25 protein-coding genes are annotated in these 25900 nt (G+C 59.9%); 22 read left to right on the top strand and 3 right to left on the bottom strand.

Annotation, left to right across the window (positions count from 1 at the left end; all coding sequences use genetic code 11):
• Nucleotides 1-26 precede the first annotated feature (26 nt).
• From eno to BLP10_RS12280, 14 genes are all read left to right on the top strand, one after another.
• Nucleotides 27-1310, top strand: coding sequence for a phosphopyruvate hydratase (gene eno, locus BLP10_RS12345; protein ID WP_091134809.1), 1284 nt, complete (start codon nucleotides 27-29; stop codon nucleotides 1308-1310).
• 224 nt (nucleotides 1311-1534) lie between these two features.
• Entirely contained in the window at nucleotides 1535-1849 is a 315-nt protein-coding gene (locus BLP10_RS12340) for an FtsB family cell division protein (protein ID WP_091134807.1), read from the top strand.
• A 171-nt stretch (nucleotides 1850-2020) separates the two neighbouring features.
• Nucleotides 2021-3082, top strand: coding sequence for a pyruvate dehydrogenase (acetyl-transferring) E1 component subunit alpha (gene pdhA, locus BLP10_RS12335; RefSeq protein WP_091134805.1), 1062 nt, complete (start codon nucleotides 2021-2023; stop codon nucleotides 3080-3082).
• A 63-nt stretch (nucleotides 3083-3145) separates the two neighbouring features.
• Nucleotides 3146-4597: a pyruvate dehydrogenase complex E1 component subunit beta gene (locus tag BLP10_RS12330; RefSeq protein ID WP_091134803.1), complete on the top strand. Its 1452-nt coding sequence runs from the start codon at nucleotides 3146-3148 to the stop codon at nucleotides 4595-4597.
• Nucleotides 4598-4601: 4 nt separating this feature from the next.
• A complete protein-coding gene (locus BLP10_RS12325; RefSeq protein WP_091134801.1) occupies nucleotides 4602-4898 on the top strand; it encodes a DUF5076 domain-containing protein in 297 nt (98 codons plus the stop codon).
• 23 nt (nucleotides 4899-4921) lie between these two features.
• Complete coding sequence (locus BLP10_RS12320; protein WP_091134799.1) at nucleotides 4922-6346, top strand: pyruvate dehydrogenase complex dihydrolipoamide acetyltransferase; 1425 nt, start codon at nucleotides 4922-4924, stop codon at nucleotides 6344-6346.
• A gap of 117 nt (nucleotides 6347-6463) precedes the next feature.
• Nucleotides 6464-7903 carry a dihydrolipoyl dehydrogenase gene (gene lpdA, locus BLP10_RS12315; protein WP_091134797.1) on the top strand — a complete coding sequence of 480 codons (1440 nt, stop codon included), beginning with the start codon at nucleotides 6464-6466 and terminating at the stop codon, nucleotides 7901-7903.
• A gap of 154 nt (nucleotides 7904-8057) precedes the next feature.
• A complete protein-coding gene (locus tag BLP10_RS22845; protein ID WP_139165493.1) occupies nucleotides 8058-8261 on the top strand; it encodes a hypothetical protein in 204 nt (67 codons plus the stop codon).
• Nucleotides 8262-8328: 67 nt separating this feature from the next.
• A complete protein-coding gene (locus BLP10_RS12305; RefSeq protein ID WP_091134793.1) occupies nucleotides 8329-8778 on the top strand; it encodes a GFA family protein in 450 nt (149 codons plus the stop codon).
• Between the two features lie 117 nt (nucleotides 8779-8895).
• Complete coding sequence (locus BLP10_RS12300) at nucleotides 8896-10470, top strand: GmrSD restriction endonuclease domain-containing protein (RefSeq protein WP_091134791.1); 1575 nt, start codon at nucleotides 8896-8898, stop codon at nucleotides 10468-10470.
• A 479-nt stretch (nucleotides 10471-10949) separates the two neighbouring features.
• Nucleotides 10950-11222, top strand: a complete 273-nt coding sequence (locus BLP10_RS12295) for a hypothetical protein (protein WP_091134789.1) — start codon at nucleotides 10950-10952, stop codon at nucleotides 11220-11222.
• Between the two features lie 167 nt (nucleotides 11223-11389).
• Nucleotides 11390-12349: a lipoyl synthase gene (gene lipA / locus BLP10_RS12290; RefSeq protein ID WP_091134788.1), complete on the top strand. Its 960-nt coding sequence runs from the start codon at nucleotides 11390-11392 to the stop codon at nucleotides 12347-12349.
• A gap of 24 nt (nucleotides 12350-12373) precedes the next feature.
• The gene (locus tag BLP10_RS12285; RefSeq protein ID WP_091134785.1) at nucleotides 12374-12898 is read left to right on the top strand and encodes a P-loop NTPase family protein; all 525 of its coding nucleotides are present in this window, start codon (nucleotides 12374-12376) and stop codon (nucleotides 12896-12898) included.
• Nucleotides 12899-13369, top strand: a complete 471-nt coding sequence (locus BLP10_RS12280; RefSeq protein WP_091134783.1) for a type II toxin-antitoxin system RatA family toxin — start codon at nucleotides 12899-12901, stop codon at nucleotides 13367-13369.
• A 14-nt stretch (nucleotides 13370-13383) separates the two neighbouring features.
• Here the strand turns inward: BLP10_RS12280 and BLP10_RS12275 are convergent, their stop codons facing one another.
• Nucleotides 13384-13869: a CinA family protein gene (locus BLP10_RS12275; protein WP_091134780.1), complete on the bottom strand. Its 486-nt coding sequence runs from the start codon at nucleotides 13867-13869 to the stop codon at nucleotides 13384-13386.
• On the bottom strand, nucleotides 13859-15061 hold the full coding sequence (locus BLP10_RS12270) for a bifunctional 2-C-methyl-D-erythritol 4-phosphate cytidylyltransferase/2-C-methyl-D-erythritol 2,4-cyclodiphosphate synthase (RefSeq protein ID WP_139165491.1): 1203 nt from the start codon (nucleotides 15059-15061) through the stop codon (nucleotides 13859-13861). Before BLP10_RS12270 ends, BLP10_RS12275 begins: the two co-directional genes overlap by 11 nt.
• A 106-nt stretch (nucleotides 15062-15167) precedes the next feature.
• Between BLP10_RS12270 and dusB the strand changes: the two genes are divergently transcribed.
• From dusB to hflX, 7 genes are all read left to right on the top strand, one after another.
• Entirely contained in the window at nucleotides 15168-16184 is a 1017-nt protein-coding gene (gene dusB, locus BLP10_RS12265; RefSeq protein ID WP_091135090.1) for a tRNA dihydrouridine synthase DusB, read from the top strand.
• Complete coding sequence (locus BLP10_RS12260; protein ID WP_091134776.1) at nucleotides 16181-17281, top strand: two-component system sensor histidine kinase NtrB; 1101 nt, start codon at nucleotides 16181-16183, stop codon at nucleotides 17279-17281. Before dusB ends, BLP10_RS12260 begins: the two co-directional genes overlap by 4 nt.
• 10 nt (nucleotides 17282-17291) lie before the next feature.
• Nucleotides 17292-18755: a nitrogen regulation protein NR(I) gene (ntrC, locus tag BLP10_RS12255; RefSeq protein ID WP_091134774.1), complete on the top strand. Its 1464-nt coding sequence runs from the start codon at nucleotides 17292-17294 to the stop codon at nucleotides 18753-18755.
• 131 nt (nucleotides 18756-18886) lie between these two features.
• Nucleotides 18887-21106 carry a sensor histidine kinase NtrY-like gene (locus BLP10_RS12250; RefSeq protein ID WP_175493899.1) on the top strand — a complete coding sequence of 740 codons (2220 nt, stop codon included), beginning with the start codon at nucleotides 18887-18889 and terminating at the stop codon, nucleotides 21104-21106.
• Nucleotides 21103-22470 carry a nitrogen assimilation response regulator NtrX gene (gene ntrX, locus BLP10_RS12245; RefSeq protein ID WP_091134770.1) on the top strand — a complete coding sequence of 456 codons (1368 nt, stop codon included), beginning with the start codon at nucleotides 21103-21105 and terminating at the stop codon, nucleotides 22468-22470. The genes BLP10_RS12250 and ntrX overlap by 4 nt, the downstream gene beginning before the upstream one ends.
• Before the next feature lie 233 nt (nucleotides 22471-22703).
• The gene (gene hfq, locus BLP10_RS12240; protein WP_009491222.1) at nucleotides 22704-22958 is read left to right on the top strand and encodes an RNA chaperone Hfq; all 255 of its coding nucleotides are present in this window, start codon (nucleotides 22704-22706) and stop codon (nucleotides 22956-22958) included.
• A gap of 1 nt (nucleotide 22959) precedes the next feature.
• Nucleotides 22960-24357 carry a GTPase HflX gene (gene hflX / locus BLP10_RS12235; protein WP_091134768.1) on the top strand — a complete coding sequence of 466 codons (1398 nt, stop codon included), beginning with the start codon at nucleotides 22960-22962 and terminating at the stop codon, nucleotides 24355-24357.
• Here hflX and mazG read toward each other — a convergent pair.
• Nucleotides 24354-25187, bottom strand: a complete 834-nt coding sequence (mazG, locus tag BLP10_RS12230; protein ID WP_091134767.1) for a nucleoside triphosphate pyrophosphohydrolase — start codon at nucleotides 25185-25187, stop codon at nucleotides 24354-24356. The genes hflX and mazG overlap by 4 nt on opposite strands.
• Before the next feature lie 102 nt (nucleotides 25188-25289).
• Here mazG and BLP10_RS12225 point away from each other — a divergent pair, with 102 nt between their 5' ends.
• Nucleotides 25290-25718 (top strand): OsmC family protein, encoded by a 429-nt coding sequence (locus BLP10_RS12225; RefSeq protein WP_091134765.1) that lies wholly within the window; start codon nucleotides 25290-25292, stop codon nucleotides 25716-25718.
• Nucleotides 25719-25900: the final 182 nt, after the last annotated feature.

The raw sequence follows: 25900 nt of genomic DNA, 5'->3' as shown, positions 1-25900 counted from the left end.
TTGCAAGCCTTAGGGAGGCCGCCTACATGACCGCGATTATCGACGTATACGCCCGCCAGATCCTCGACAGCCGTGGCAATCCCACTGTCGAGGTGGATGTAACCCTCGAAGACGGCTCCATGGGCCGCGCAGCCGTTCCGTCGGGCGCGTCCACGGGCGCGCATGAGGCCGTCGAGCTGCGTGACGGCGACAAGTCGGTCTATCTCGGCAAGGGCGTGCAGAAGGCCGTCGATGCCGTGAACAACGAGATCCTCGACGCCATCGGCGGCCTGGACGCCGAGGAGCAGGTGCTCATCGACGAGACCATGATCGAGCTCGACGGCACCCCGAACAAGGCCCGCCTCGGCGCCAACGCCATCCTCGGCGTCTCGCTCGCTGTCGCCAAGGCTGCCGCCGAGGCATCGACCCTGCCGCTTTATCGCTATGTGGGCGGCACTCAGGCACGCGTCCTGCCGGTTCCGATGATGAACATCATCAACGGTGGCGCTCACGCCGATAACCCCATCGACTTCCAGGAATTCATGATCATGCCGGTCGGCGCGCCGACCCTGGCAGAGGCCGTCCGCATGGGCGCCGAGGTGTTCCACACCCTGAAGAAGGCTCTCAAGGACGCCGGTCACAACACAAATGTGGGCGACGAGGGCGGTTTCGCCCCGAACCTGCCTTCGGCGGAGGCTGCCCTCGACTTCATCATGAAGTCGATCGAGCAGGCCGGTTACAAACCCGGCAAGGACATGGTGATCGGTCTCGATTGTGCCGCCACCGAGTTCTTCAAGAACGGCACTTATGTCTATGAGGGCACGGGCCAGAAGCTCTCGCCGCAGCAGCAGGCCGAGTACCTGGCGAAGCTCGTCTCCGCTTACCCCATCGCCACCATCGAGGACGGCATGTCCGAGGATGATTGGGAGGGCTGGAAGGCCGTGACCGAACTCGTCGGCAACAAGTGCCAGCTCGTGGGCGACGATCTTTTCGTCACCAACGTGAAGCGCCTCTCGCAGGGCATCAAGCAGGGTGTGGCCAACTCCCTCCTCGTGAAGGTGAACCAGATCGGCACGCTCACCGAGACGCTGGCCGCCGTCGATATGGCCCACCGCGCCGGCTACACCGCCGTCATGTCCCACCGCTCTGGCGAGACGGAGGATTCCACCATTGCCGACCTCGCCGTCGCCACGAATTGCGGACAGATCAAGACCGGCTCGCTCGCCCGTTCAGACCGGACGGCCAAGTACAACCAGCTCATCCGCATCGAGGAAGAGCTCGGCTCCCAGGCCGTCTATGCCGGCCGTGCTGCCCTGAAGGCTCTGGCGTAACGAAATAACCGCATACGAGTTAAGTGAGGGCCGCCGAAAAGCGGCCCTTTTTCTTTTGCTTCGCCCCATTGTCGTTCCGGGGAGAGCGATAGCGAGAGCCCGGAACCCATAAGCACGGCAAGGGCCAAATGAAGCTCCCGGATTCCGCTGTGAGGTCTGGGAATGACTACGGGGTAGCAACTGTCTAAACGCCTCCTTAACCATGTGTCCGGTAGAGATACCGCATGGTGATCCGCAGGCGACTGAGACGATTCTTGATACCGCTGGTGCTCTACAGCATCTCGGCAGCGGTTGCGGCTTACTTCGTGCATCACGCCCACAGCGGTGCGCGCGGCATCGAGGCTCAGGAGAAATATGAGGCTCAGATGGCCGAGCTGAACAAGGAACTCGACGAACTTAAAGCGGAGCGAACGAACTGGGAGCGCCGTATCGCGTTGTTGAGAAGTGACCAGATCGACCGCGATCTTCTCGAGGAACGAGCGCGTGTCATGTTGGGACGTGTCCATAAGAACGATCTGGTGATCATCACAGGACCTTAACCAAGATAGCCCCAAAGAACTAATTAACTCAAATTCTGTTAATTAGAAATTCTTTTGTAATATCAGCACGTTGCGCGATTCATTGTGCAGCGCAAAAGGTCGTTTGGGCCTCTCGATTTCCGATTCCGACTGCGCTACAACTTTCGTCGAGGAAACCCTTCGGAGGAACCGATGGCTGTTGCTGCCCGCAAGGCGGGTCGTGCCGGTACTGGCGCGGCTAACAAGTCCACTTCCAGCAAAGGCTCTGTACGCGGAGCCGCTCCCAATACCCCACAATTCGACAAGAACCAGGATCTCGCAGCTTACAATGACATGCTGTTGATCCGTCGCTTCGAAGAGAAGTCCGGCCAGATGTACGGCATGGGTCTCATCGGCGGTTTCTGTCACCTCTATATCGGCCAGGAGGCCGTGGTCGTCGGCATGCAGATGGCGACGAAAGAGGGCGATCAGGTGATCACCGGCTACCGTGATCACGGGCACATGCTGGCCTGCGGCATGGATGCGAAAGGCGTCATGGCCGAATTGACGGGGCGCCGCGGCGGCCTGTCGAAAGGCAAGGGCGGCTCCATGCACATGTTCTCGAAAGAGAAACATTTCTATGGCGGCCACGGCATCGTCGGCGCTCAGGTGTCGCTCGGCACCGGCATCGCCTTCGCGAACCATTATCGCGAGAACGGCAATGTCTGCCTCACCTATTTCGGTGACGGCGCGGCCAACCAGGGCCAGGTCTACGAGAGCTTCAACATGGCGCAGCTCTGGAAGCTGCCGGTCGTCTACGTGATCGAGAACAACCGTTACGCCATGGGCACGGCGGTGACCCGCGCCTCGGCGCAGACCGATTTCTCGAAGCGCGGCGTGTCCTTCGGCATCCCGGGCGAGCAGGTGGACGGCATGGATGTCCGCGCGGTCTACGCCGCCGGCCAGCGCGCCATCGAGCACGCCCGCTCCGGCAAGGGCCCCTATATTCTCGAGATGCAGACCTACCGCTATCGCGGCCACTCCATGTCCGATCCGGCGAAGTATCGCACGAAGGACGAAGTGACCCGCATGCGCGAAGAGTTCGATCCCATCGAGCAGGTGCGCCGCCGTCTGCTGGAGAGCTGGAAGCTGTCGGAAGACGAGCTGAAGGCCATCGACAGCAAGGTGCGCGAGATCGTGAACGAGGCGGCCGAGTTCGCCACGCACGATCCGGAGCCCGATCCGTCCGAGCTCTACACCGATATCCTGCTCTAAGCGGCGCTTCTCTCAGCGCCGGTTCCCCCATCTCGCCGCAGCGACAATCAAAACGAGTCTTTCATGGCGACCGATATTCTCATGCCCGCCCTTTCTCCCACCATGGAGCAGGGCAAATTGGCCAAGTGGCTGAAAAAAGAAGGCGATAAGGTCAAGCCCGGCGACGTGCTGGCCGAAATCGAAACCGACAAGGCGACCATGGAGGTCGAGGCGATCGACGAGGGCGTCCTCGCCAAAATCCTGGTTTCCGACGGCACCGACAACGTGGCCGTGAACACTCCCATCGCCATCCTGGCCGGTGAGGGTGAGGACGTCTCGGCGGCAGCCTCTTCGTCACCGGCGCCTGCCGCTCCCAAGGCGGAGGCGCAGCCTGCACCCACGCCCGACATGGAGCGTGAGGGAATGGCGGACCGTCCTTCACCGGATGCGATCCCGGGCACCGATGCGGCTCCGGTCGCCCAGCCCGCCGCGCCGTCGGTGATCACCAACCGCACCGCCTACAACGCCATGGCGGAAATTCCGGAAGGCACGGAGCTGGTCAACATGACCGTCCGCGAGGCTCTTCGCGATGCCATGGCCGAGGAGATGCGCAAGGACGGCTCGGTCTTCGTCATGGGCGAGGAAGTGGCCGAATATCAGGGTGCGTACAAGGTCACCCAAGGGTTGCTGCAGGAATTCGGCGCCAAGCGCGTGATCGACACGCCGATCACGGAACATGGCTTTGCCGGCGTCGGCGTGGGTGCCGCCTTTACGGGCCTGCGTCCCATCGTCGAGTTCATGACCTTCAACTTCGCCATGCAGGCGATCGACCAGATCATCAACTCTGCGGCCAAGACCCTCTACATGTCCGGCGGCCAGCTCGGCGCGCCCATCGTGTTCCGCGGCCCCAACGGCGCAGCGGCCCGCGTGGCGGCCCAGCACAGCCAGGACTTCGCCGCCTGGTACTCGCAGATTCCCGGCCTCAAGGTGGTCGCTCCCTACAGCGCCTCCGACGCCAAGGGCCTGCTCAAGAGCGCCATCCGCGACCCGAACCCGATCATCTTCCTCGAGAACGAGATCCTCTACGGCCAGTCGTTCCCAGTGCCGAAGCTCGACGACTTCACGGTTCCGATCGGCAAGGCACGCATTCATCGCGAGGGCACGGACGTCACCATCGTCTCGTTCTCCATCGGCATGACCTACGCGCTCAAGGCCGCTCAGGAGCTCGAGAAGGAAGGCATCTCCGCCGAGGTGATCGACCTGCGCACCATCCGTCCGATGGATACCGAGACCATCGTCGCCTCCGTCATGAAGACGGGCCGCTGCGTCACGGTGGAAGAGGGCTACCCGCAATCGGGCGTCGGCGCCGAGATCGCCATGCGCATCATGGAGAACGCGTTCGACTACCTCGACGCGCCCGTGATCCGCATCACCGGCAAGGACGTGCCGATGCCGTATGCGGCAAACCTCGAAAAGCTGGCCCTCCCGTCGGTGGCCGAGGTCGTGCAGGCCGCGAAGACCGTCTGCTACAGGTGAGATCATGACAGAGCGGAAATTCGAAGCTCTCAACATCCCTCCTGATGCCCTCGAAAAGGGTGGCGTCGAGATTCTGAGGGCTTCGGTGGTCGATGGGGCGGTGAGCATCGCGCTGCGCCGCGCCTTCGACGATCCGTTCACCTGGGGCGTGCTCCTGGTGGATCTCGCCCGTCACGCCGCGCGCGTCTATGCCATGGAAACCGACCTCTCGGAGGAGGAGGCCCTGGCGGAGATCGTTTCAGGCATTCAAGCCGAGCTGGACAATCCGAGCGATCCCGGCTCCTCGCAAGCCGTCAACTGATTCAGATCAGGATCAAAAACGCCATGCCCATCAATATCCTGATGCCCGCTCTCTCACCCACCATGGAAAAGGGCAACCTTGCCAAGTGGCTGAAGAAGGAAGGCGATACGGTAAAATCCGGTGACGTGATCGCCGAGATCGAAACCGACAAGGCCACCATGGAAGTGGAGGCGGTGGACGAAGGCGTCCTCGCCAAGATCGTCGTGCCGGAAGGCACGGCGGACGTGCCCGTCAACCAGGTGATCGCGCTGATCGCCGGCGAGGGCGAGGACCCGAAGAGCGTCACGGCCCCCTCGGGTGGTGGTGCTCCCGCACCCGCGCCGAAGGCAGAGGCGGCGCCTGCTCCGGCAGCTCCCGCGGCTGCTCCGTCTCCGCAGGCGAACGCCGTTCAGGGCGATGCGAATGCGCATATGTCCTACGCCCGCGTCGATCAGGCTCCCGCAGGCCCCGCGCAAGGCGCGAAGCCGAATGGGGCAGGGCAGCAGGCTTCCGGCAACCGGGTCTTCGCTTCGCCGCTTGCGAAGCGCATCGCCAAGGAAGCCGGTATCGACATCGGATCCGTGCAGGGTTCGGGCCCGCATGGCCGCATCGTCGAGAAGGATGTGCGCGCAGCCCTTCAGGGCGGAGGCGCTAAGCCTGCCGCTGCTCCTGCAGCCGCCGCAGGCGCTCCCGCCGCGAAGCCTGCTGCGCCGCAGCTTGCTGCGAGCATGGGCGCCGATCAGGTCAAGGCCATGTTCGAGGCCGGTTCTTACGAGGAAGTTCCGCTCGACGGCATGCGCAAGACCATCGCCAAGCGCCTCGTCGAGTCCAAGCAGACCGTTCCGCATTTCTACCTGTCGCTCGATTGCGAGCTCGACGCGCTCATGGCGCTGCGCGAGCAGATCAACGCAGCCGCCGGCAAGGACAAGGACGGCAAGCCCGCCTATAAGCTCTCGGTGAACGATTTCGTCATCAAGGCGCTCGCCATCGCGCTCCAGCGCGTGCCTGCGGCGAACTCCGTTTGGGCGGAAGACCGCATCCTGAAGATGAAGCACTCGGATGTGGGCGTGGCGGTTGCCATTGAGGGCGGCCTGTTCACTCCGGTCGTGCGGAAGGCCGAGCAGAAGACGCTCACCGCCATCTCCGCCGAGGTGAAGGACATGGCGGGCCGCGCCCGCAACCGTCGCCTGAAGCCTGAGGAATACACCGGCGGCTCCACCGCCGTGTCGAACCTCGGCATGTACGGCATCAAGGACTTCCAGGCCGTCATCAACCCGCCGCACGGCACGATCCTCGCCGTCGGCGCGGGCGAGAACCGCGTGGTGGTGAAGAACGGCGCTCCCGCCGTCGTGCAGGCCATGACCGTGACGCTCTCCTGCGATCACCGCGTGGTCGACGGCGCGCTCGGCGCAGAGCTTCTCGCGGCCTTCAAGCAGCTCATCGAGAACCCGATGGGGATGCTGGTTTAAGTCATTCGTCATCCCGGGGCTGTGCATCAGACCCGGGATCGTACGACCGTTTTGGCCTTATCCTGATAACGATCCCGGCTCTCGCTTTGCTCGGCCGGGATGACGAGTAGGAAGATCATGGCAAACCAATACGACATCATCGTCATCGGCGGCGGTCCGGGCGGCTATGTGGCCGCGATCCGCGCGGCGCAGCTCGGGTTCAAGACCGCCGTGGTGGAGCGTGAGCATCTGGGCGGCATCTGCCTCAACTGGGGCTGCATTCCCACGAAGGCGCTGCTGCGCTCGGCGGAAATCTACCATTACATGGAGCACGCCAAGGATTACGGCCTGTCCGCGCAGGGCATCGGGTTCGATGCCGCCGCCATCGTGCAGCGCTCGCGCGGCGTGTCGGGTCGCCTCAACGGCGGCGTGGGCATGCTGCTGAAGAAGAACAAGGTCGACGTGATCTGGGGCGAGGCGGCCATCTCCAAGCCCGGCGAGGTCGTGGTGTCGGCGCCCAAGAAGCCCGCCATGCAGCCGCAGCATCCGACGCCGAAGGGCGTGCTGGAAGCGGGCACGTACCAGGCCAAGCACATCATCGTCGCCACCGGCGCCCGTCCGCGCGCGCTGCCCGGCATCGAGCCGGACGGCAAGCTGATCTGGACCTATTTCGAGGCCATGGTGCCGCCTGCCATGCCGAAGTCGCTGCTCGTCATGGGCTCGGGCGCCATCGGCATCGAGTTCGCCTCGTTCTACCGCACCATGGGCGCCGAGGTGACCGTGGTCGAAGTGATGCCGCAGATCATGCCGGTCGAGGATGCGGAGATTGCGGCGCTGGCCCGCAAGCGCTTCGAGAAGCAGGGCATGAAGATCCTCACCGGCGCCAAGGTGACGAAGGTCGAGAAGGGCGCGAACTCCGTGACCGCCACCATCGACGACGGCAAGGGCGGCACGCAGACGATCACCGCCGAGCGGATGATCTCGGCGGTCGGCGTCGTCGGCAACATCGAGAATCTCGGCCTCGAGAAGATCGGCGTGAAGATCGAGCGCGGGGTCGTCGTCACCGACGGCCTCGGCCGCACCAACGTTCCTGGCATCTATGCCATCGGCGACGTGGCGGGCGCGCCCATGCTGGCGCACAAGGCCGAGCACGAGGGCGTGATCTGCGTGGAGACCATCAAGGGCCTGCACACGCACGCCATGGACAAGGCGAAGATCCCGGGCTGCACCTATTGCAACCCGCAGGTGGCGTCGGTCGGCCTCACCGAGGCCAAGGCGAAGGAGCAGGGCTTCGACATCCGCGTCGGCCGCTTCCCCTTCGTCGGCAACGGCAAGGCCATCGCGCTCGGCGAGCCGGACGGCATGGTGAAGACGATCTTCGACAAGAAGACCGGCCAGCTGCTGGGCGCGCACATGGTCGGCGCGGAAGTGACCGAGATGATCCAGGGCTTCGTGATCGCCATGAACCTGGAGACTACGGAGGAAGAGCTGATCCACGCCGTCTTCCCGCATCCGACGATCTCGGAAACCATGCACGAAGCCGTCATGGACGCCTATGGTCGGGCAATCCACATCTGAGCCCACAGGCCGCACCTGACTGTAAGAATGTGAAATGGCCGGGCTTGCCCCGGCCATTCTCGTTTCAACGCACCGGCATCGAGCGCCCCATGCCTCGTGCGGAACCTTGCCCGCCGTCATCTCTTTCCCACGCAATGACGGGATGGAGCATGAGATGCAGCGGCTTCTTTCAATCCTTGCCTTCCTTGTGGCCTCGACCTGGGCTTACGCCCAGAGCACGACGCCTGCCGTACCGAGCGCCGAAGAGGCGGGAACGAGCGGCGACGGGTGGCTGTATGCCTGGATCGCCATCGGCACCATCGTCGTAGCCTTCGGCATCTATCTCTTCCTCCGGCGGGGAGGGCGCGCACGGATGTGAACGCCCCGCGTTGACGCGCACGCCCGACGCATTCCACACTCGCCTCCCCGACGCCGGGGAGGGCATCATGGCGAATACGTTGGACATGCGGGAAGGCAAATGCCGCTGCGGGCAGGTGCGCTTTCGCGTCAGGGGTGAGCCCGTCATCACGATGGCCTGCCATTGCACAGGCTGCCAGAGGATGACCGCAAGCGCCTTCTCGTTGAGCGCGCTCTATGCAAGCGACAATTTCGAGGTCGTGCAGGGTGAGCCGGTGATCGGCGGGCTCCATGCCGCCACGCGCCATTTCTTCTGTCCGCATTGCATGAGCTGGCTCTTCACCCGTCCCGAAGACCTCGACGATTTCGTGAATGTCCGCGCGACGATGCTCGATAATGCGAAGGACTTCACGCCCTTCATCGAGACCTACACCAGCGAGTCGCTGCCGTGGGCGAAAACGCCTGCGGTGCACAGCTTCGAGAAACTCCCGCCGACGGAGCGTTATCCGGAGCTAGTGGCGGAGTTTCGAGAGATATAAGAAACGATGAGAAATTTTCGTCTGTGCTTGACCTAAAAACAAAAATTTCTCTAACGTAGGTTGTTATAAATTAAGATTCGCAATCTGAATTAGAGTAGCGAATGTAGGGGGGCAGCTTTGGACAGTCTCAGTATCAGAGAGCTTATTGATCAAGTGAGTCGGGGTCAGATTCGGATTCCAGCTTTTCAAAGAGGCTTTGTGTGGGATGCTGAACGTGTGGCTTACCTCATGGATAGCATCTACAAAAAATACCCTTTCGGCTCTCTGATGTTTTGGAGAACAAAGGAGCAGCTTAAATTTGACAGGGATTTGGGCCCTTTCAAATTGCCTGAACCTAAAGAGGATTATCCTGTCGACTATGTGCTTGATGGCCAACAGCGTGTGACGTCAATATTTGGCGTATTTCAAACTACTATCGAACAGTCTGATACCTCAGATTGGACGGATATTTACTTTGATCTAACAGCGGAACCGACAGTTCAGGATAGCCAGTTTATCGCCCTTGCTCCGGGCGACGTTCAGCCTGGCAAACATTTTCCTCTGAAGACTCTTTTCGACACCACAGCTTACCGTGCTGCTACTCAAGGTCTGCCTGATGACATAATCAAGCGCATAGATGAAATGCAGGCCGTTTTTAAAGAGACCAAAATACCAGTCCAGATATCCAAAACTGAAGATAAAACGACAGTTGCGATCATCTTCGAACGTGTGAACAGACAAGGTGTAGAACTTGACACGCTTCAACTGCTATCTGCTTGGACTTGGAGTGAAGAGTTTCAGCTACAAGATCAATTTGAAGAACTCGCAGAGGAGTTAGCTCCGTTTGGCTTCGCAGATGTTGGTGGGGACACCGATCTCCTATTGCGTTGTTGCTCAGCTATTCTGACAGGAGATGCTTCGCCTAAAGCGCTAATGGATCTAAATGGTGCTAATGTCCGCGAAAAATTCGATACCGTCACAAATGGTGTGAAGTACGGTGTTGATTATCTACGCAGTCATTATTCAGTTCAAACTCTACACAACCTTCCATTCACGACACTGCTTGTACCAATTGCTGTTTTCTTTGCCGTTTCAGGAAATCGAGAAGCCTCTTACACGGGTGATCAAGCTAGAATAATTGATAAATGGTTCTGGAGATCAGCATTCTCTAAGCGTTACAGCTCTGGTGTTCTAAGAAATTTGAAAACTGATATTGAGCAGATGGCTGCATTAAGAGATGGAAAGCAAAGCTCGCTCGGTGACTTCACATTTAATATTGATGAAGATTTCTTCAAAGCAAACTCTTTTGGGATGGGCAATGTAAATACAAAAACATTCCTATTAATGCTCGCCAAGCAGGGTCCAGTGTCCTTTATTTCCGGAAATAAAATTAATCTTGAAACTACCCTTAAGGCGGCCAATCGCTCTGAGTTTCATCATATGATGCCAAGAGATTTTCTAAAGAAAACTAAGCAGGATGTTTATGATGACAATATCCTCGCCAACATTTGCTTTTTGTCTAGAGCAGACAATCGAAAGCTCGGCGGCCAAGCTCCCTCGAAATATAGAACAATGATGCCTGAGGATATTAGTGATATCTTACAGTCTGCAGTAACTACTGAAAATTTATTTTCTGATGATTATCAGACTTTCGTTAATGAGCGAGCCACGGCTCTTACAAAAATCGCTGAGCATCTATGCGCAAAGCCGTAGCCCATATTTAGGGCTCTACCTCTACCGTAAAGAGGAGTTGATTTCACATAAGTTGGTAGGCTGACTTTGAAGTCAGCCTACCGAGGTCGTTCCCTATTTGTTCTTGACATTCTCCACAACCTTAGCTATATGTCGTGTCATCCCGGCTCACCGAGGGGCGCGCTCGCGAGGCGTCGTGATTGTGGGGCCGGGAGCGGTCCTGCGGAGGAGGCAACGCCAGCCCTCCGGCAGGAGGCCGCCCGCACATCCTTTGAGGATTGATGCGGTGTCCGCCTAAAAAAGCCGTGCGCGAGGGGCCATCCGGTTCTTCACACACACCAAACATCGAGCTGGATTGCCCATCGCGCCTCCCTCGATTGCCGCTGCAAGGCTCCCGGCTTGTTTCAGGCCCGGAGCCCGCAGGCGCGCGCCGTTTTCCCAAAATCTTTTTCTTCGCTTCCATTCCTTGCTCCGTTCATTGCCGCAGGAGGTTTTTTCCGATGAGCCGTGTCCGCCAGTATCTCTCCACGCTCCCCGATTGCGACGATGCCCTGCGCCGTCTCGCCGATGTGCTCCACGTTCCCGCCACCTGCCGCAACCGCGCCTGTCGCAAGGCTGAGCGCTGCCAGGGCGGCTATGGGCCGCCGTGCTATTTCGACCGGCGCAAGTTCTTTGCCGATGCGGTTCTGGACGACATGCATGCCTATCGCACGGAGTGGGACGAACGCCGGAGGAGCATCGAGGCCATGTTTCGTGGGGAGGGCCGCTCTTGAGGCGCAGCCCGGACGAGGCGCAGCGGCGGTCCGGGGTCGCGAGCAGGGCAAGGCGTCTTTACCACAATCCTGCCTTACGCCTTCAGCATTTGCGAAAGCGCGTCAAAAGCCTTAAATCAGGCCAACAGCAGAAGGGCAGGGTTCCTTCGATCCTTAGGGTTTAATTCATGGCCGTCGTTCTCGACCTTCTGAACAAGGATAACCGCCCCCGCCACCCGGAGAAGGCGCACCGGCCGGATCAGCCCGTTCAGCAGCGGAAACCCGACTGGATCCGCGTGAAGGCTCCCGGCTCGCCCAAATGGGCCGAGACCAACCGCATCGTGCGCGAGAACAAGCTCGTGACCGTGTGCGAGGAGGCGGGCTGCCCCAATATCGGCGAGTGCTGGGAGAAGAAGCACGCCACCTTCATGATCATGGGCGACACCTGCACCCGCGCCTGCGCTTTCTGCAACGTGAAGACGGGCCTGCCGCAGGCGCTCGATCCGAACGAGCCCGAGAGCGTCGCCAAGGCGGTGGAGAAGCTCGGCCTCGAGCATGTGGTCATCACCTCCGTGGACCGCGACGACCTGGCTGACGGCGGCGCCCAGCATTTCGCCGACGTGATCCACGCCATTCGCGCCCGCTCGCCGAAGACCACCATCGAAATTCTGACGCCGGATTTCCTGCGCAAGCCCGGCGCGCTCGAGGTTGTCGTCGCGGCCCGCCCGGACGTGTTCAACCACAACCTGGAAACCGTGCCGTCGAAGTATCTGAAGGTCCGCCCCGGCGCGCGCTATTTCCACTCCATCCGCCTGCTGCAGCAGGTGAAGGAGATCGATCCCACCATCTTCACGAAGTCCGGCATCATGGTCGGCCTCGGCGAGGAGCGGAACGAGGTTCTCCAGCTCATGGACGACCTGCGCTCGGCGGATGTGGATTTCATGACCATCGGCCAATACCTCCAGCCGACGAAGAAGCACCACCCGGTCATCCGCTTCGTCACGCCGGACGAATTCAAGGCCTTTGAAACCACTGCCTATGCCAAAGGGTTCTCCCTCGTCTCCTCGACTCCGCTGACGCGTTCCTCGCATCACGCGGGTGAGGATTTCGCCAAGCTCAAGGCGGCTCGTCTCGCCAAGCTCGGCTGATACTCGATTGGTCTTGGATGGGGCATGCAGCGGATTCTCATCATCGGCAGTCCGGGTGCGGGCAAGAGCACCCTGGCAAGGCGTCTCAGTGAGCGGCTCAACCTGCCGCTGATCCATCTCGACCGGGAGTATTTCGGTCCGGGCTGGTCCACGCCGCCGCGTCCTGAATGGCGCGAGCGGGTGAGGGCTCTCGCGGCCCGCCCGGCATGGATCATGGACGGCAACTACGCCTCCACCTTCGACATCCGCGTGCCCCGCGCCACCGATATCGTCTGGCTCGATCTGCCCCGCTGGCGCTGCGCTTCGTCCGTGCTCGCGCGCGTCGCGAGAAACTACGGACGGACGCGGCCGGACCTCGGCAACGCCGGACCGGAAAAGTTCGACTGGTCGTTCATGCGCTGGATCTGGGCCTATCCGGATAAGCTGCGTCCCAAGACGGCGCGCATGCTGGAGCGCCTGAGGCCCGACCAGAGGGTCTTTGTGCTGAACTCGCGTTCCGACATCCCAGGCCTCGAGGCCGCTCTCACACCTGTCAAGGAGGCCGCCTGAATGCCGTCCTTTCGCATGACGCGAACCGTCAAGCACAAGCCGGCCCAGATGTTCGCGCTCGTCGCGGACGTGGAGCGCTATCCCGAGTTCCTGCCGCTGTGCGAGGAATTGCGCGTCATCCGCCGCGTGCAGAGCGGGGAGGGCGTGGAGACGCTCGTCGCGGCCATGCGCGTGGGCTACAAGGCCATCAACGAGAGCTTCACCACCCGCGTGACCCTCGACGAGCCGCGCCTGCGCATCCAGGTCGAATACGTGGACGGGCCGTTCAAGTATCTCGAGAACCGCTGGAACTTCCGCGAAGCCCCGGGCGGCTGCGAGGTGGAGTTCTACATCAACTACGAGTTCAAGAGCTTCGCCCTCGGCCTGCTCATGGGCACCGTGTTCGACAAGGCGTTCCGCAAATTCACGGAAGCGTTCGAGGAGCGCGCGAACACCATCTTCGGCTCACGCGGAGCCGTGGCGGCGAGATAGTTCAGGAGGTTCCGTCAAATGGCCTTTTCGAGAAGGCCCAAGGCGTCTTCGACCGCGCTGCGTCGCACCGCCTCGCGCCCGAGATCGCCATAACGCCGCTCCAGATGGATCGTGGGAGAGCCCATTCGCGCCAGGCCGAAATGCACGAGCCCGACCGGCTTTGCCGCCGAGCCTCCGCCGGGCCCCGCGATCCCGGTGATGCCGACCGCCACATCGGCGCGGGAATGGGCCAGGGCCCCCTCCGCCATGGCGCGGGCCACAGGCTCGCTCACGGCTCCATGAGCGGCGATGAGGTCGGCTGGAACGCCGATCGACTCCGACTTCGCTTCGTTGGAATACGTCACGAACCCGCGTTCCACGACGGCGGACGACCCGGCGATCTCCGTCAGCAGCCCAGCGACGAGCCCGCCGGTGCAGGACTCGGCCGTCGCGATCTTCAAGCCCTTCTCCTCGTAAGCCTTGAGAAGGTTCGCCGCTCTCTGCTTCAGGTCAGGATACATACGGTGCCTCCGGCAGGCGGATGGTCGCCGCAGCCTGAGCGGCAATGCCTTCGCTGCGGCCGGTGAATCCGAGCTTTTCCGTCGTGGTCGCTTTCAACGACACTTGATCGATCCGAAGCCTCCCGATCTCCGCAATCCTCTGGCGCATCGCCTCCCGATGCGGGCCGAGGCGCGGTTTCTCGCAAAGCAGCGTCACATCCAGATGATCGATCAGGCCCCCGCGGCCTCTCACCAGCTCGATCGCATAAGCCAGGAAGCGGTCGGAGGAGGCGCCTTTCCATTGAGGATCGCTCGGCGGGAAATGCGTGCCGATATCCCCATCCGCGAGAGCGCCAAGAATCGCATCCGTCAGAGCATGGAGGACGACGTCGCCATCCGAATGAGCCACGACGCCGCGATCATGTGGCACTTTAATGCCACCGAGCCAGACATGGTCGCCGTCGTTGAAAGCATGCACATCAAAGCCGGTGCCCAGGCGCGTCACATAAGTCATGGATAAGCCTCTCAAACGCCTCTCAGCCTCGGGAAAATCGGAGGAATGGGTGAGCTTGATATTGCCAGGGTCGCCCTGGAATACATGGACGGGAAGTCCCGCCCATTCAGCTAGAGCGCCGTCGTCGGTGAAGTTCGTGAGCTTGGCTGAGGCGGCTTTGCGATGAGCCGCCAGCAAAGGCGAGAAATCGAACACCTGAGGAGTTTGGGCCGCACGCAGGCTCGCCCTATCTGGCGTCGACACCACCTCGTTTCGCGAGCCGATCACCTTGATCGTATCAGTGACGGCAACGCCGGGGACGGCTCCACCCCATTCCTCGACAGCTTCGATGGCACAATCAATGAGAGGGGCAGCGACGAAGGGACGTGCGGCATCATGAATTAGAACATGCCGAGGACGGAGGTCGCTTAGAGCTTCCAGCCCATTGCGAACCGAATCCTGCCGCGTTTCTCCTCCATAGGCCACGGACAGGAGGCTGACGTTCAAATCGCTGGACAGGGCGCCGATGCTCTCTTGGTAGAGTTCCAAGTCGTCGGGGTGAATCACGACAAGCGTCCGCTCAACTCTCGGATGATGCAGGAAAGCCTCAAGGGTTCGCGCCAAAACAGGTCTCCCGCCGAGTGATCGGTACTGCTTGGGGATGCCGTTGCCGGCTCTGGAACCTCGTCCTGCTGCAACGATGAGGGCGGCGACTGACATCAAGTGGCTCTCCGGATGAGAGTTCTCCTAAGCGTCACTGCCAAAGAAGGCAAATCTGACCTCTAGGGGCTTGCGCCGGCGCAGAAATGGCTAGTAAATGAGCATAATGGAACGTGAACAAAAAATAGGCGAAAACTTGCGGGTGGGCCTGATCTCGATCAGTGCTCCGGCAGTTCTTGCGCCATTGTCCGGTGTTACGGATGTGGTTTTTCGGCGCATCGCAAAGCGCTTGGGGGCAGGGCTTGTCATTTCCGAGATGGTGGCATCCGACGAGCTTGTTCAGGGCTCCGAGGAGGCGCAACTCCGGGCGGAGGGAGCGGGAATCGAACCCCACGTGGTCCAATTAGCAGGCTGCGATCCTCGGTGGATGGCGGAGGGTGCCCAAATTGCCGAAGCCGCAGGGGCAAGGGTAATCGACATTAATATGGGATGCCCGGCCAAGCGGGTCATCGGGGGCTATTCAGGGTCCGCCTTGATGCGGGATCTCGACCACGCATGTCGCCTGATCGAAGCGACTGTTCGGGCAGTCTCCGTGCCAGTGACAGTGAAAATGCGGCTGGGCTGGGATCACGATTCCATCAACGCCTCCGAACTTGCCCGACGAGCGGAAAACCTTGGCGTCAAGGCCGTGACGGTGCATGGGCGCACACGGCAGCAATTCTATAAGGGGCATGCTGACTGGAAGGCTATCGCATCCGTCGTGCAAGCCGTCAGCATTCCCGTCATAGCGAATGGCGACATTGGCTCGCTCGAAGACGCGCGCAAGTGTCTTGGTCTCTCAAACGCAAGCGCCGTGATGATCGGTCGCTCGGCTGTTGGCCGGCCATGGATCGTCGGTCAGATCGGCGCAGCTCTCCAGGGACGCGCCATCTCCGTGCCTAGCCCGGAGGAAAGAACCGCTTTGGCGTTGGAGCATTATGAGGGCCTGCTCTCACTTTACGGCGCCAAGGTTGGCATTAGACATGCCCGCAAGCATCTCGCGGCTTACGCAGAAGCCGCCGCTGAGGCAGGTTTCCATGTTCCTCAAAGCGTTCGAACCGGCTTGGTAACGTCAGACGATTCCTCTGTGGTCATGTCGCTGTTGCGTTCCCTGTACATCCATCAGGAGCGGGATGCTGCATGACTGTGGCCATCAACGACCTCATCATGAATGCATTGCCTCTTCCGGTGCTAACGATCGGTGAGGAACATAGGATCGTTCACGCCAATGCCGCGGCCGAGGCGTTTTTTGAGATGAGTCTGCGCATGATGCAGCGTCAGAAACTCACGGATTTCCTACCTTTCGGTTCTCCTGTCATGACGCTCGTGGAAGATGTGAGGCAGCGGGGATCGAGCGTCAGCGAGCACCGGGTCGATATCGGCAGCCCTCGTCTCGGGCCTGAGCGGATCGTGGACGTGTTCGCGACCCCTCTGGGAGATGAAAGTGACAACGTTGTCGTGATGCTGCAGGAGCGCACCATCGCTGACAAGATGAACCGGCAGCTGACACATCGTGGAGCCGCAAGATCAATTACAGCTCTTGGCGCTCTGCTCGCCCACGAAATTAAGAATCCGCTCTCGGGTATCCGCGGCGCTGCGCAACTTCTCGAACAGTCGGCGGATGAGGATGACAGGCTTCTCACGCGGCTGATCTGCGACGAGACGGATAGAATCGTCAAACTCGTCGAACGAATGGAACTTTTCGGGGAAGAACGACCCGTTGAGCGGGGCCCTGTGAACATTCACGGGGTCCTCGACCATGTAAAGCGTCTCGCGCAATCCGGCTTTGCCCGTCACATCCGTTTCGTGGAAAACTATGATCCCTCTCTTCCACCGGTCCTCGGCAACAGGGATCAATTGATCCAAGTGATCCTGAACCTCGTGAAAAATGCCGCCGAGGCAATTGGGATCGATGCGACAGATGGGGAGATCACTCTGACAACCGCATTTCGAACCGGTGTCAGACTTCAGGTGCCAGGGGCCCAGGAGCGCGTGAGCCTGCCGATTGAATTAAGCGTGAGCGACAATGGCGCCGGAATACCCCCTGAGCTCATGAGCGACCTCTTCGATCCGTTCGTCACGACGAAGGTTCAAGGCAGCGGCCTCGGCCTTGCCCTTGTCGCCAAGATCGTCGGCGATCACGGCGGCATTATCGAATGCGAACCTGCGCCAAGACGCACGACGTTCCGAATTCTCCTTCCCATGCACCGCGCCGCCTCCGGCAGCGATGCCGATTTGTGAGACTTAATCCATGCCCAGCGGACAAATCCTGCTTGCTGACGACGATGCCGCCATCAGGACAGTTTTGAACCAGGCATTATCCAGGGCGGGGTACGAAGTTCGATCCACAAGCAATGCAGCGACGCTCTGGCGATGGGTTTCTCAAGGAGAGGGCGACATCGTCATCACGGATGTGATGATGCCGGACGAGAATGCCTTCGATCTTCTGCCTCGTATCAAGAAGCTCCGGCCGGAACTTCCCATCATTGTCATGAGTGCGCAGAACACGTTCATGACCGCTATCAAGGCCTCAGAGCGCGGAGCCTATGAATATCTGCCGAAGCCATTCGATCTGAAGGAGCTTGTTGCGGTTGTAGGACGTGCGTTGTCGCGGCCTCGCACAGCGATATCGAACGCGAATCCTGTCGAGAACGACGATATCCCATTGGTGGGACGCTCCCATGCCATGCAGGAAATCTATCGTGCGCTCGCGCGCTTGATGCCGAACGATCTCACGGTGATGATCACGGGAGAATCCGGTACCGGCAAGGAACTCGTGGCTAAAGCGTTGCACGATTACGGCAAGCGGCGCCAGGGGCCTTTTGTTGCGGTGAATATGGCAGCAATCCCGCGCGAGCTGATTGAATCCGAACTCTTCGGGCACGAGAAGGGCGCTTTTACAGGCGCAACGTCGCGCAACACCGGACGCTTTGAGCAGGCCGAGGGCGGAACCCTTTTCCTTGATGAAATCGGCGACATGCCCATGGAAGCGCAGACCCGCCTCCTGCGCGTACTCCAGCAGGGGGAATACACCACTGTCGGTGGCAGGGTACCGATCAAGACGAATGTTCGCATCGTAGCCGCCACCAACAAAGACCTGCGGGTTCTCATCCAGCAAGGATTGTTCCGCGAGGATCTCTATTTCCGCTTAAATGTGGTTCCCTTGCGCTTGCCGCCATTGCGTGAGCGCGTTGAAGACATTCCGGATCTGGCGCGCCACTTCTTTACGCTCGTGGAGAAGGAGGGGCTTTCCCGCAAGCAGCTCGACGTCGAGGCCATGGATCGTCTCAAGCGCTACCGCTGGCCTGGAAATGTGCGCGAGCTGGAAAACCTCGTCCGCCGGCTCGCGGCGCTCTATCCGCAGGATACGATTACCGGCGCAATCATCGATGCGGAACTTGATTCCCAACCTCTTTTGCCGCCCCTGCCGGCAGGCAAGCCTATGGCCCAAGCCCAGGCAGGCTCTGAGGGACTCTCCGACGCTGTGGAGCGTCACCTGGCGGAATACTTCTCCGGGTTCCGGGACAGTCTGCCGCCTCCCGGCCTCTATCACCGAATCCTGCGCGAGATCGAAGGCCCCCTGATCGGGGCAGCCTTGGCCGCTACCAGAGGCAATCAGATCCGGGCGGCCGAACTCCTCGGGGTCAACCGCAATACCTTGCGCAAGAAGGTACGAGACCTTGAGCTCATGGTCGTTCGAACCAATCGGGGCTAAATCGAAAACTGTAATAATTTGACCACAGTGTTGTGTTGGTGCATCACCCACAAATGGGTGCTGCAGCGAAGGCACCCTCTTTTGCGGGGCCTCACGTCTTGACCGACCAGAGTATTCAAGAGCAGCGCCAAATGGCGGAACCGGCCCAGGGGAGCCTCGGCTGGCTTGGCTATGGCGCCGTGGTTGCGGCCCTTGGGTCCGCATTGGTCACCTTCCTGGTGCTTTCCGGCGCGACGCCTATCCTGCCTACGAACAATGTCGTTACGGCTATGTTCGTCATTAACGGGCTTCTTATCACCCTCCTGCTTGGTGTTGTCGCTTGGCAGGCGCGGAAGCTCGTCCGTGAGCATAAGGCAGGGGCTGCAGCTGCTGGCCTTCATGTGCGGATTGTTGGCCTGTTCAGCCTCGTCGCCGTTCTACCTGCCATCCTCGTGGCCGGCGTGGCGACGGTGACCCTGGAGCGCGGCCTGGACCCTTGGTTTACGGGTCAAATTCGGAACCTCATGTACAACACTGTCGACATTGCGCGTGCTTACCGCGAGATGCAGTGCCGTATCCTCGCCCGTGAGACCAACCTTATGGCGCTCGATCTGAACCGGGCGAAGGTGATGTTCGACGCGGACCGCAGGCTGTTTCGCGAATACATGAGTTACCGCTCCATCGCCCTGAGTTTTCCGTTGGCGATGATCCTGGAGCCGGATGGCACTGTGGTCGAGAAGATCGAGTCGAAAAAGCTCGAGGGTATTCCAGAGCCGAAGGCGGCAGATCTCAGCGATGCCAGCAGCCAGGAGCCCTGGTGCCTATTCCCGCGAACCGGCAATATCGTCGTGTCCGTTCTGAAGCTCGAGGCTCATAACGGGCGGCTTCTCTACATCGCCCGTGAGGTTGATCCGGGGGCTATCCAATTTCCGCCGATCGCAGAAGCTGGCGTCGCCTATTACGAAGCCTTCGACCAGAAGAAGGCGAGCATCCAGTTTGCCTTCGCTTCCATGTTCACAATTATCGCATTGACGGTGCTCCTATCGGCGATTTGGTTCGGCCTCAACTTCGCTAATCGCCTCGTGGCTCCCATCCGCCGGCTGATTCATGCAACAGACCAGGTAGCGACCGGCAACTTCTATGTGCAGGTGCCTGTCAAGCGTAGCGAAGGCGATCTGGGGCATCTGGGCGAGACCTTCAACAAAATGACGTCCGAGCTGCGGCGTCAGCACGACGGCCTAACCGCCGCAAGCGAGCTGATCGACCGTAGGCGTCGCTTCACGGAAGCAGTCCTCGCAGGCGTTTCCGCCGGTGTGATCGGCATCAATGATCGCGGACAGATCACCATCGTCAATCCCTCTACTGAGGCACTGCTTCAGGCCCCACGAGAGCAACTGATCGGCCGTTCTGTGACAGAGGTTCTCCCCGAGGTCGCACAGCTGGTGATGGAGATGGCACAGGGGCGTCAACGCCTGATGCAGGAGCAGATCCAGATTTCCCGTAAGGGCAGGGAGCGGACCATCAATGTGCGCGTCACAAGCGAGCAGGCGCGCAACGACAGGCGGGATCTTGTGATCACGCTCGACGACATCACAGATCTCGTCGTGGCGCAGCGAACCTCCGCCTGGGCCGATGTGGCGCGACGGATCGCGCACGAGATCAAGAATCCGCTTACTCCGATTCAGCTCTCGGCCGAGCGCATTCGCCGCAAGTACGGCAAGGTGATCACCACGGATCGTGAGGTGTTCGATCAATGTACGGACACAATCGTGCGGCAGGTGGATGACATCAAGCGTATGGTCGACGAGTTCTCGTCGTTCGCTCGCATGCCGAAACCCAAGATCGGGCAGGAGGATCTGGCCGAGACGATCCGCCAGGTCACCTTCATGATGCGTATTGCGCACCCAGAAATCGAATTTGTGGATCAGCTCCCTGAAGGGCAGGTGATCGCTCCTTTCGACCGGCGCCTAATCTCTCAGGCTGTGACGAACATCGTGAAGAATGCCACCGAAGCGATTGCAGCGGTGCCCGAGGACGAGCGAGGTCAAGCGCAGATTTCGGTGACGTTGGACGATACGCATACAGATTATCTGATCCTAGCTGTGACCGACAACGGCAAGGGTTTTCCCATCGAAGGTCGTCAACGCCTTCTGGAGCCTTACATGACAACGCGCGAGGGCGGCACAGGATTGGGCCTCCCAATCGTTGCGAAAATTCTGGAAGACCATGGGGGTGGCATGGACTTGGCCGACAATCCTGCAGGACGAGGCGGACAGGTTCGCATGTGGATCCCTAAGACGAAGCAAGTTGCAGAGGAAGAGACGGCACCGGCCGCCTCGGAGCGCAACGGAACTCGCAGAGCAAGCCTATGAGCGCTGATATTCTCGTCGTTGATGACGAAGTCGACATTCGCGAGCTGGTGGCAGGCATTCTTGAAGATGAAGGCCATCGCACCCGCACGGCCGGAACCTCCGATGATGCCCTGGCGGCTATCGAAGCCCGCCGTCCGCACCTTGTCTTTCTCGACATCTGGCTGCAGGGCAGCCGCTTGGACGGTTTGCAGGTGCTGGAGATTATCAAATCCCAGCACCCTGACCTGCCGGTCGTGATGATCTCGGGTCATGGCAACATCGAAACCGCGGTTTCGGCCATCAAAGCTGGCGCTTACGATTTCATCGAGAAGCCCTTCAAGGCCGACCGGCTCGTGCTGGTCGCAGAGCGGGCACTCGAAGCATCGCGCCTCAAGCGGGAGGTGCGCGACCTGCGCTCCCGTTCGGTTCAGGCAAGCCGCATCGCCGGAAAGTCCATTGTCATCAACCAGCTTCGTCAGGCGGTTGAACGTGCTGCGCCAACGAACGCGCGCATCCTCATCACAGGCTCTCCTGGTTCCGGCAAGGAGCTGACGGCCCGTACCATTCACGGCATGTCTACCCGTGCCAACGGCCCGTTCGTTGTTCTGACAGCCGCGAATATTACGCCCGAGACAATGGAAGCCGAGCTCTTCGGCACCGAGGGCGAGGGGGGAGGTCGCCGCGTGGGCGCGCTTGAGGAAGCGCACGGTGGCACCCTCTATATCGACGAGATCGCCGACATGCCTCGGGAGACGCAAAACCGTATCTTGCGCGTTCTCGTGGATCAGAACTTCCAGCGTGTCGGCGGCACAACCCGCGTTCATGTGGATGTGCGCATCATCTCATCCTCAAGCCGTGACCTGCCGGCTGAAATCGCTGCCGGCAACTTCAGGGAAGACCTGTTCCATCGGCTTGGCGTCATCCCGATCCGTGTGCCTTCGCTGGCAGAAAGGCGTGAGGATGTGCCGGAGCTGATCGAGTTTTTCATGGATCAGATCTCCACTACCACCGGCCTGCCGAAGCGGCAGATTGCTGAAGATGCCATGGCCGTTCTCCAGTCTCATGACTGGCCAGGCAACGTTCGACAGTTGCGCAACAATGTCGAGCGCCTGATGATTCTGAGTTCCGGGGATCCAGAGGCGGAAATTACGGCGGAGATGCTGCCGTCCGAGATCGGGACGCTCGTACCGACGACACCGGGCGGGGCAGGGGGTGAAAAGCTCATGAGTATGCCTCTGCGCGAGGCGCGTGAGATTTTCGAGCGGGAGTACCTACTGGCTCAGATAGCCCGATTCAGCGGTAACATCTCCCGCACGGCGGAATTCATCGGCATGGAGCGCTCGGCCCTTCACCGCAAGCTCAAGTCGCTGGGAATCGGCAGCTAACGATATCGCTTTCCATATATCAGTAGGCTGTTCTGCGAGGGGCTGCGCTTTCCCCAGCCCCTCATCCACGGAAAATATGCTTCTAATGAGGTAATAGCGAGAGTCCCTCTTGCCGAATGGTCAACTTCGCCCTGTAATAGACAGGCCGGTCAACGACCGCACGATAGCGGACAACCATATACAGGCGGCCCAATAGCCAAGACCGGCGGCGATGGGCTGGCGAGGCAACTTCAATGGCGGGCGATCGCGCGCAAAATCTGCAGGACACGTTTTTAAACTACGTCCGTAAGCAAAAGATTCCCCTGACGATATTCCTTGTAAATGGGGTTAAGCTCCAAGGCGTCGTCACATGGTTTGATAATTTCTGCGTGCTCCTACGCAGGGATGGTCATTCTCAGCTGGTTTACAAACACGCCATTTCCACCATCATGCCCGGACAGCCCGTCCAATTGTTCGATCAAATCGACGAGGCTGGCGAAAAGGCTTGAGGTGACTGAACCACGCACTCCGGGGGAACACCGTCTCGCAGAATTGGCCGAGCCTGAGAAGGACGTCGCGGCCGGTACTCGCACGCTTGTCGTAGGGCCTTATCTGACCCGAAAGCGTCGTGTGGGTTTCAGCGACGCTGATGCCGATGCATCAAATCCCCGTCCACCTGAGGCTCGCTTGGATGAAGCTTCGGGGCTTGCGCTCGCGATTGATCTCTCTGTCGTCCAGTCCTTGATCGCGCCGCTTTCATCCCCCAGGCCCGCCACTTATATCGGCACCGGCAAGGTGGATGAACTGGCCGCCTTGATCCGGGCGGAGGAGGTCGGTCTTGTGGTCATGGATTGTGCGCTCAGCCCCGTGCAGCAGCGCAATCTTGAAAAGGCATGGGGCGCCAAGGTTATCGATAGAACAGGGCTGATCCTGGAGATTTTCGGTCGCCGAGCGCGGACGAAAGAGGGTACGCTTCAGGTCGAACTGGCGCATCTTTCCTATCAGAAGGGGCGGCTGGTCAGGTCTTGGACCCATCTGGAACGACAGCGTGGCGGCTTCGGCTTTCTCGGCGGCCCTGGTGAGACCCAGATCGAGGCAGATCGCCGGATGATCCAGGAGCGGATGAGCCGCATCGAGCGCGATCTTGAAGGCGTGGTCAAAACCCGCTCCTTGCACCGCACGAGCAGGAGGAGGGTGCCTTACCCTATCGTGGCTCTTGTGGGCTACACCAATGCCGGCAAGTCGACCCTCTTCAACCGTATGACCCGGGCTGAGGTATTGGCCGAGAACATGTTGTTCGCGACCCTCGATCCGACAACTCGCGCCATTGACCTACCCCATGGCGAAAAGGCGATCCTCTCAGATACCGTCGGCTTCATCTCGGATCTGCCGACCATGCTGGTTGCCGCCTTCCGCGCAACCCTCGAGGATGTTGTCGAGGCCGATGTTCTTCTGCATGTCCGGGATGTTTCGCATGGCGAAACCGAAGCTCAGGCTGGCGATGTGAACGTCGTTCTTCGGGAACTCGGCATCGATCCCGACGACACCAGGCGGATCATCGAGGTCTGGAATAAGGCTGACCTGTTGTCGCCAGAAGACCGTGAACGGCTCTCAACCGCCTCCCATCGTGCCGGGATCGAGCGGCGGCCGATCCTGATCTCGGCGCTGACAGGCGAGGGCATGGACGAACTGCTTGAAACCATCGAGCAACACTTGGCCATGGGTCGGCGGACGTACGAGGTCGATGTAGCTCCAGAAGACGGGCAGGGCCTCGCATGGCTCCATGAAAACACTGAGATTCTGGAGCGGAGGGGGCTGGAGAATGGGCATACCCTCCTCCATGTGCGGTTAGTCGCCGGCAAGGAGCCGCGCTTCCTGAACCGTTTTCCTAATGCCAAGGTAATCTAGGTTTTCCGCTCTTCCAGCTTTGCCTGAACCCAGAGCTCTTCCATTTCGCTTAGGGAAGCATCGGTCAGTTTGCGGCCCTGCTGCTTCAATGCTTTCTCTACAGTGCTGAAGCGTCGTTCAAACTTGGCATTGGTGCGGCGTAGAGCTGTCTCCGGATCAATGCCATAGTGCCGTGCGAGGTTGGTAACTGAGAATAGAAGATCTCCGATCTCGTCTTCGATACGCTCTCTCTTGCCAGTTGAAGAGGCTTCCTTAACCTCCTCCAATTCCTCATGAATTTTATCGATAACTTGGGCGGGCTCAGGCCAGTCAAAGCCGACCTTGGCCGCTTTCGCCGTGAGTTTCTGAGCTCGGTTCAAGGCAGGCAGGGCTATTGGGATTCCTCCCAGGAAATCGGTTTCATTGGACTCCGGCGGAAGCCCGATCCTCTCACGAGCTAAGCGCCGTTCGGCCTTTTCCTCTCGTTTAATCTCATCCCAAAGGGTCTTCACCTCGTCCGGACCCAGATCCTTGGCATCTCCGAACACATGCGGGTGGCGGCGGATCAGCTTTCGGGTAATCGCCTCTACTACGTCGGGAAAAGCAAAGGTGCCTTGTTCTTCCGCCATGCGAGAATGGAACACGACCTGTAGCAACAGATCACCTAACTCATCCCGAAGATCGGCCAGATCGCCACGCTCGATCGCATCGACGACCTCATAGGCTTCTTCAAGGGTATAGGGTGCTATCGATGCAAAGTCTTGCTCCAGATCCCAAGGGCAGCCGGTCTTTGGCGTGCGCAGAGCTGCCATGATCTCCAGGAGACGCGCGATATCGGACGAAGGCTTCATTCCAGAATTTCCTTGCTCGTTGAGCGGTTCATAGCCCGATTCCGATGGGGAATCAGGACAAAAGATGATCAAAGGGCAGGAGCGAATTAGGAGACGGCAAACATGAAGGCGCGGGTCAAGCTGGTTGATGGGATGATGTTCGTGGGAGAGTCCGGCAGTGGGCACGCCGTCGTCATGGATGGCGCTCCGGAGTATGGTGGCCGCAATCTCGGCATACGCCCCATGGAAATGCTGCTGATCGGGCTGGGTGGGTGCACGGCTTTCGACGTCGTGCAGATCCTGCGCAAGGGCCGCGAGGACGTCACCGATTGCGATGTCGAGGTTACCGGCGAGCGGGCCGAGATCGATCCCAAGATCTTTACCTCAATCCATATTGAGTATCGCGTTAAGGGTCGCAACCTGGCCCCAGCCAAGGTCGAACGCGCTATTGAGCTCTCGAAGGAAAAATACTGCTCAGCCTCGATCATGCTGGGGGCCATGGCCACGATCACTCACAACTGGACTGTCGTCGAGGACGAGCTGACCTGCTGAGGCTTCTATCGCTGCTGATAAATGTCATGGTCTTGATCCTCTTGTGCGTAAGAGCAGGGCGCATAAGCTGGCAATATCAAATTCGCATAAGATATATTATGGAACCAAGAATAATGAGTCATTACGGCTTAGGTGGTGGTTCTGGGCGTATGGGCAGTTGGACAAACTCCAACAAACGGAAT

Source organism: Microvirga guangxiensis (assembly GCF_900102135.1).
Taxonomy (GTDB): Bacteria; Pseudomonadota; Alphaproteobacteria; order Rhizobiales; family Beijerinckiaceae; genus Microvirga; species Microvirga guangxiensis.
The sequence above is the reverse complement of the archived record's forward strand: the minus strand, read 5'-3'. Positions and strand labels throughout refer to the sequence as shown.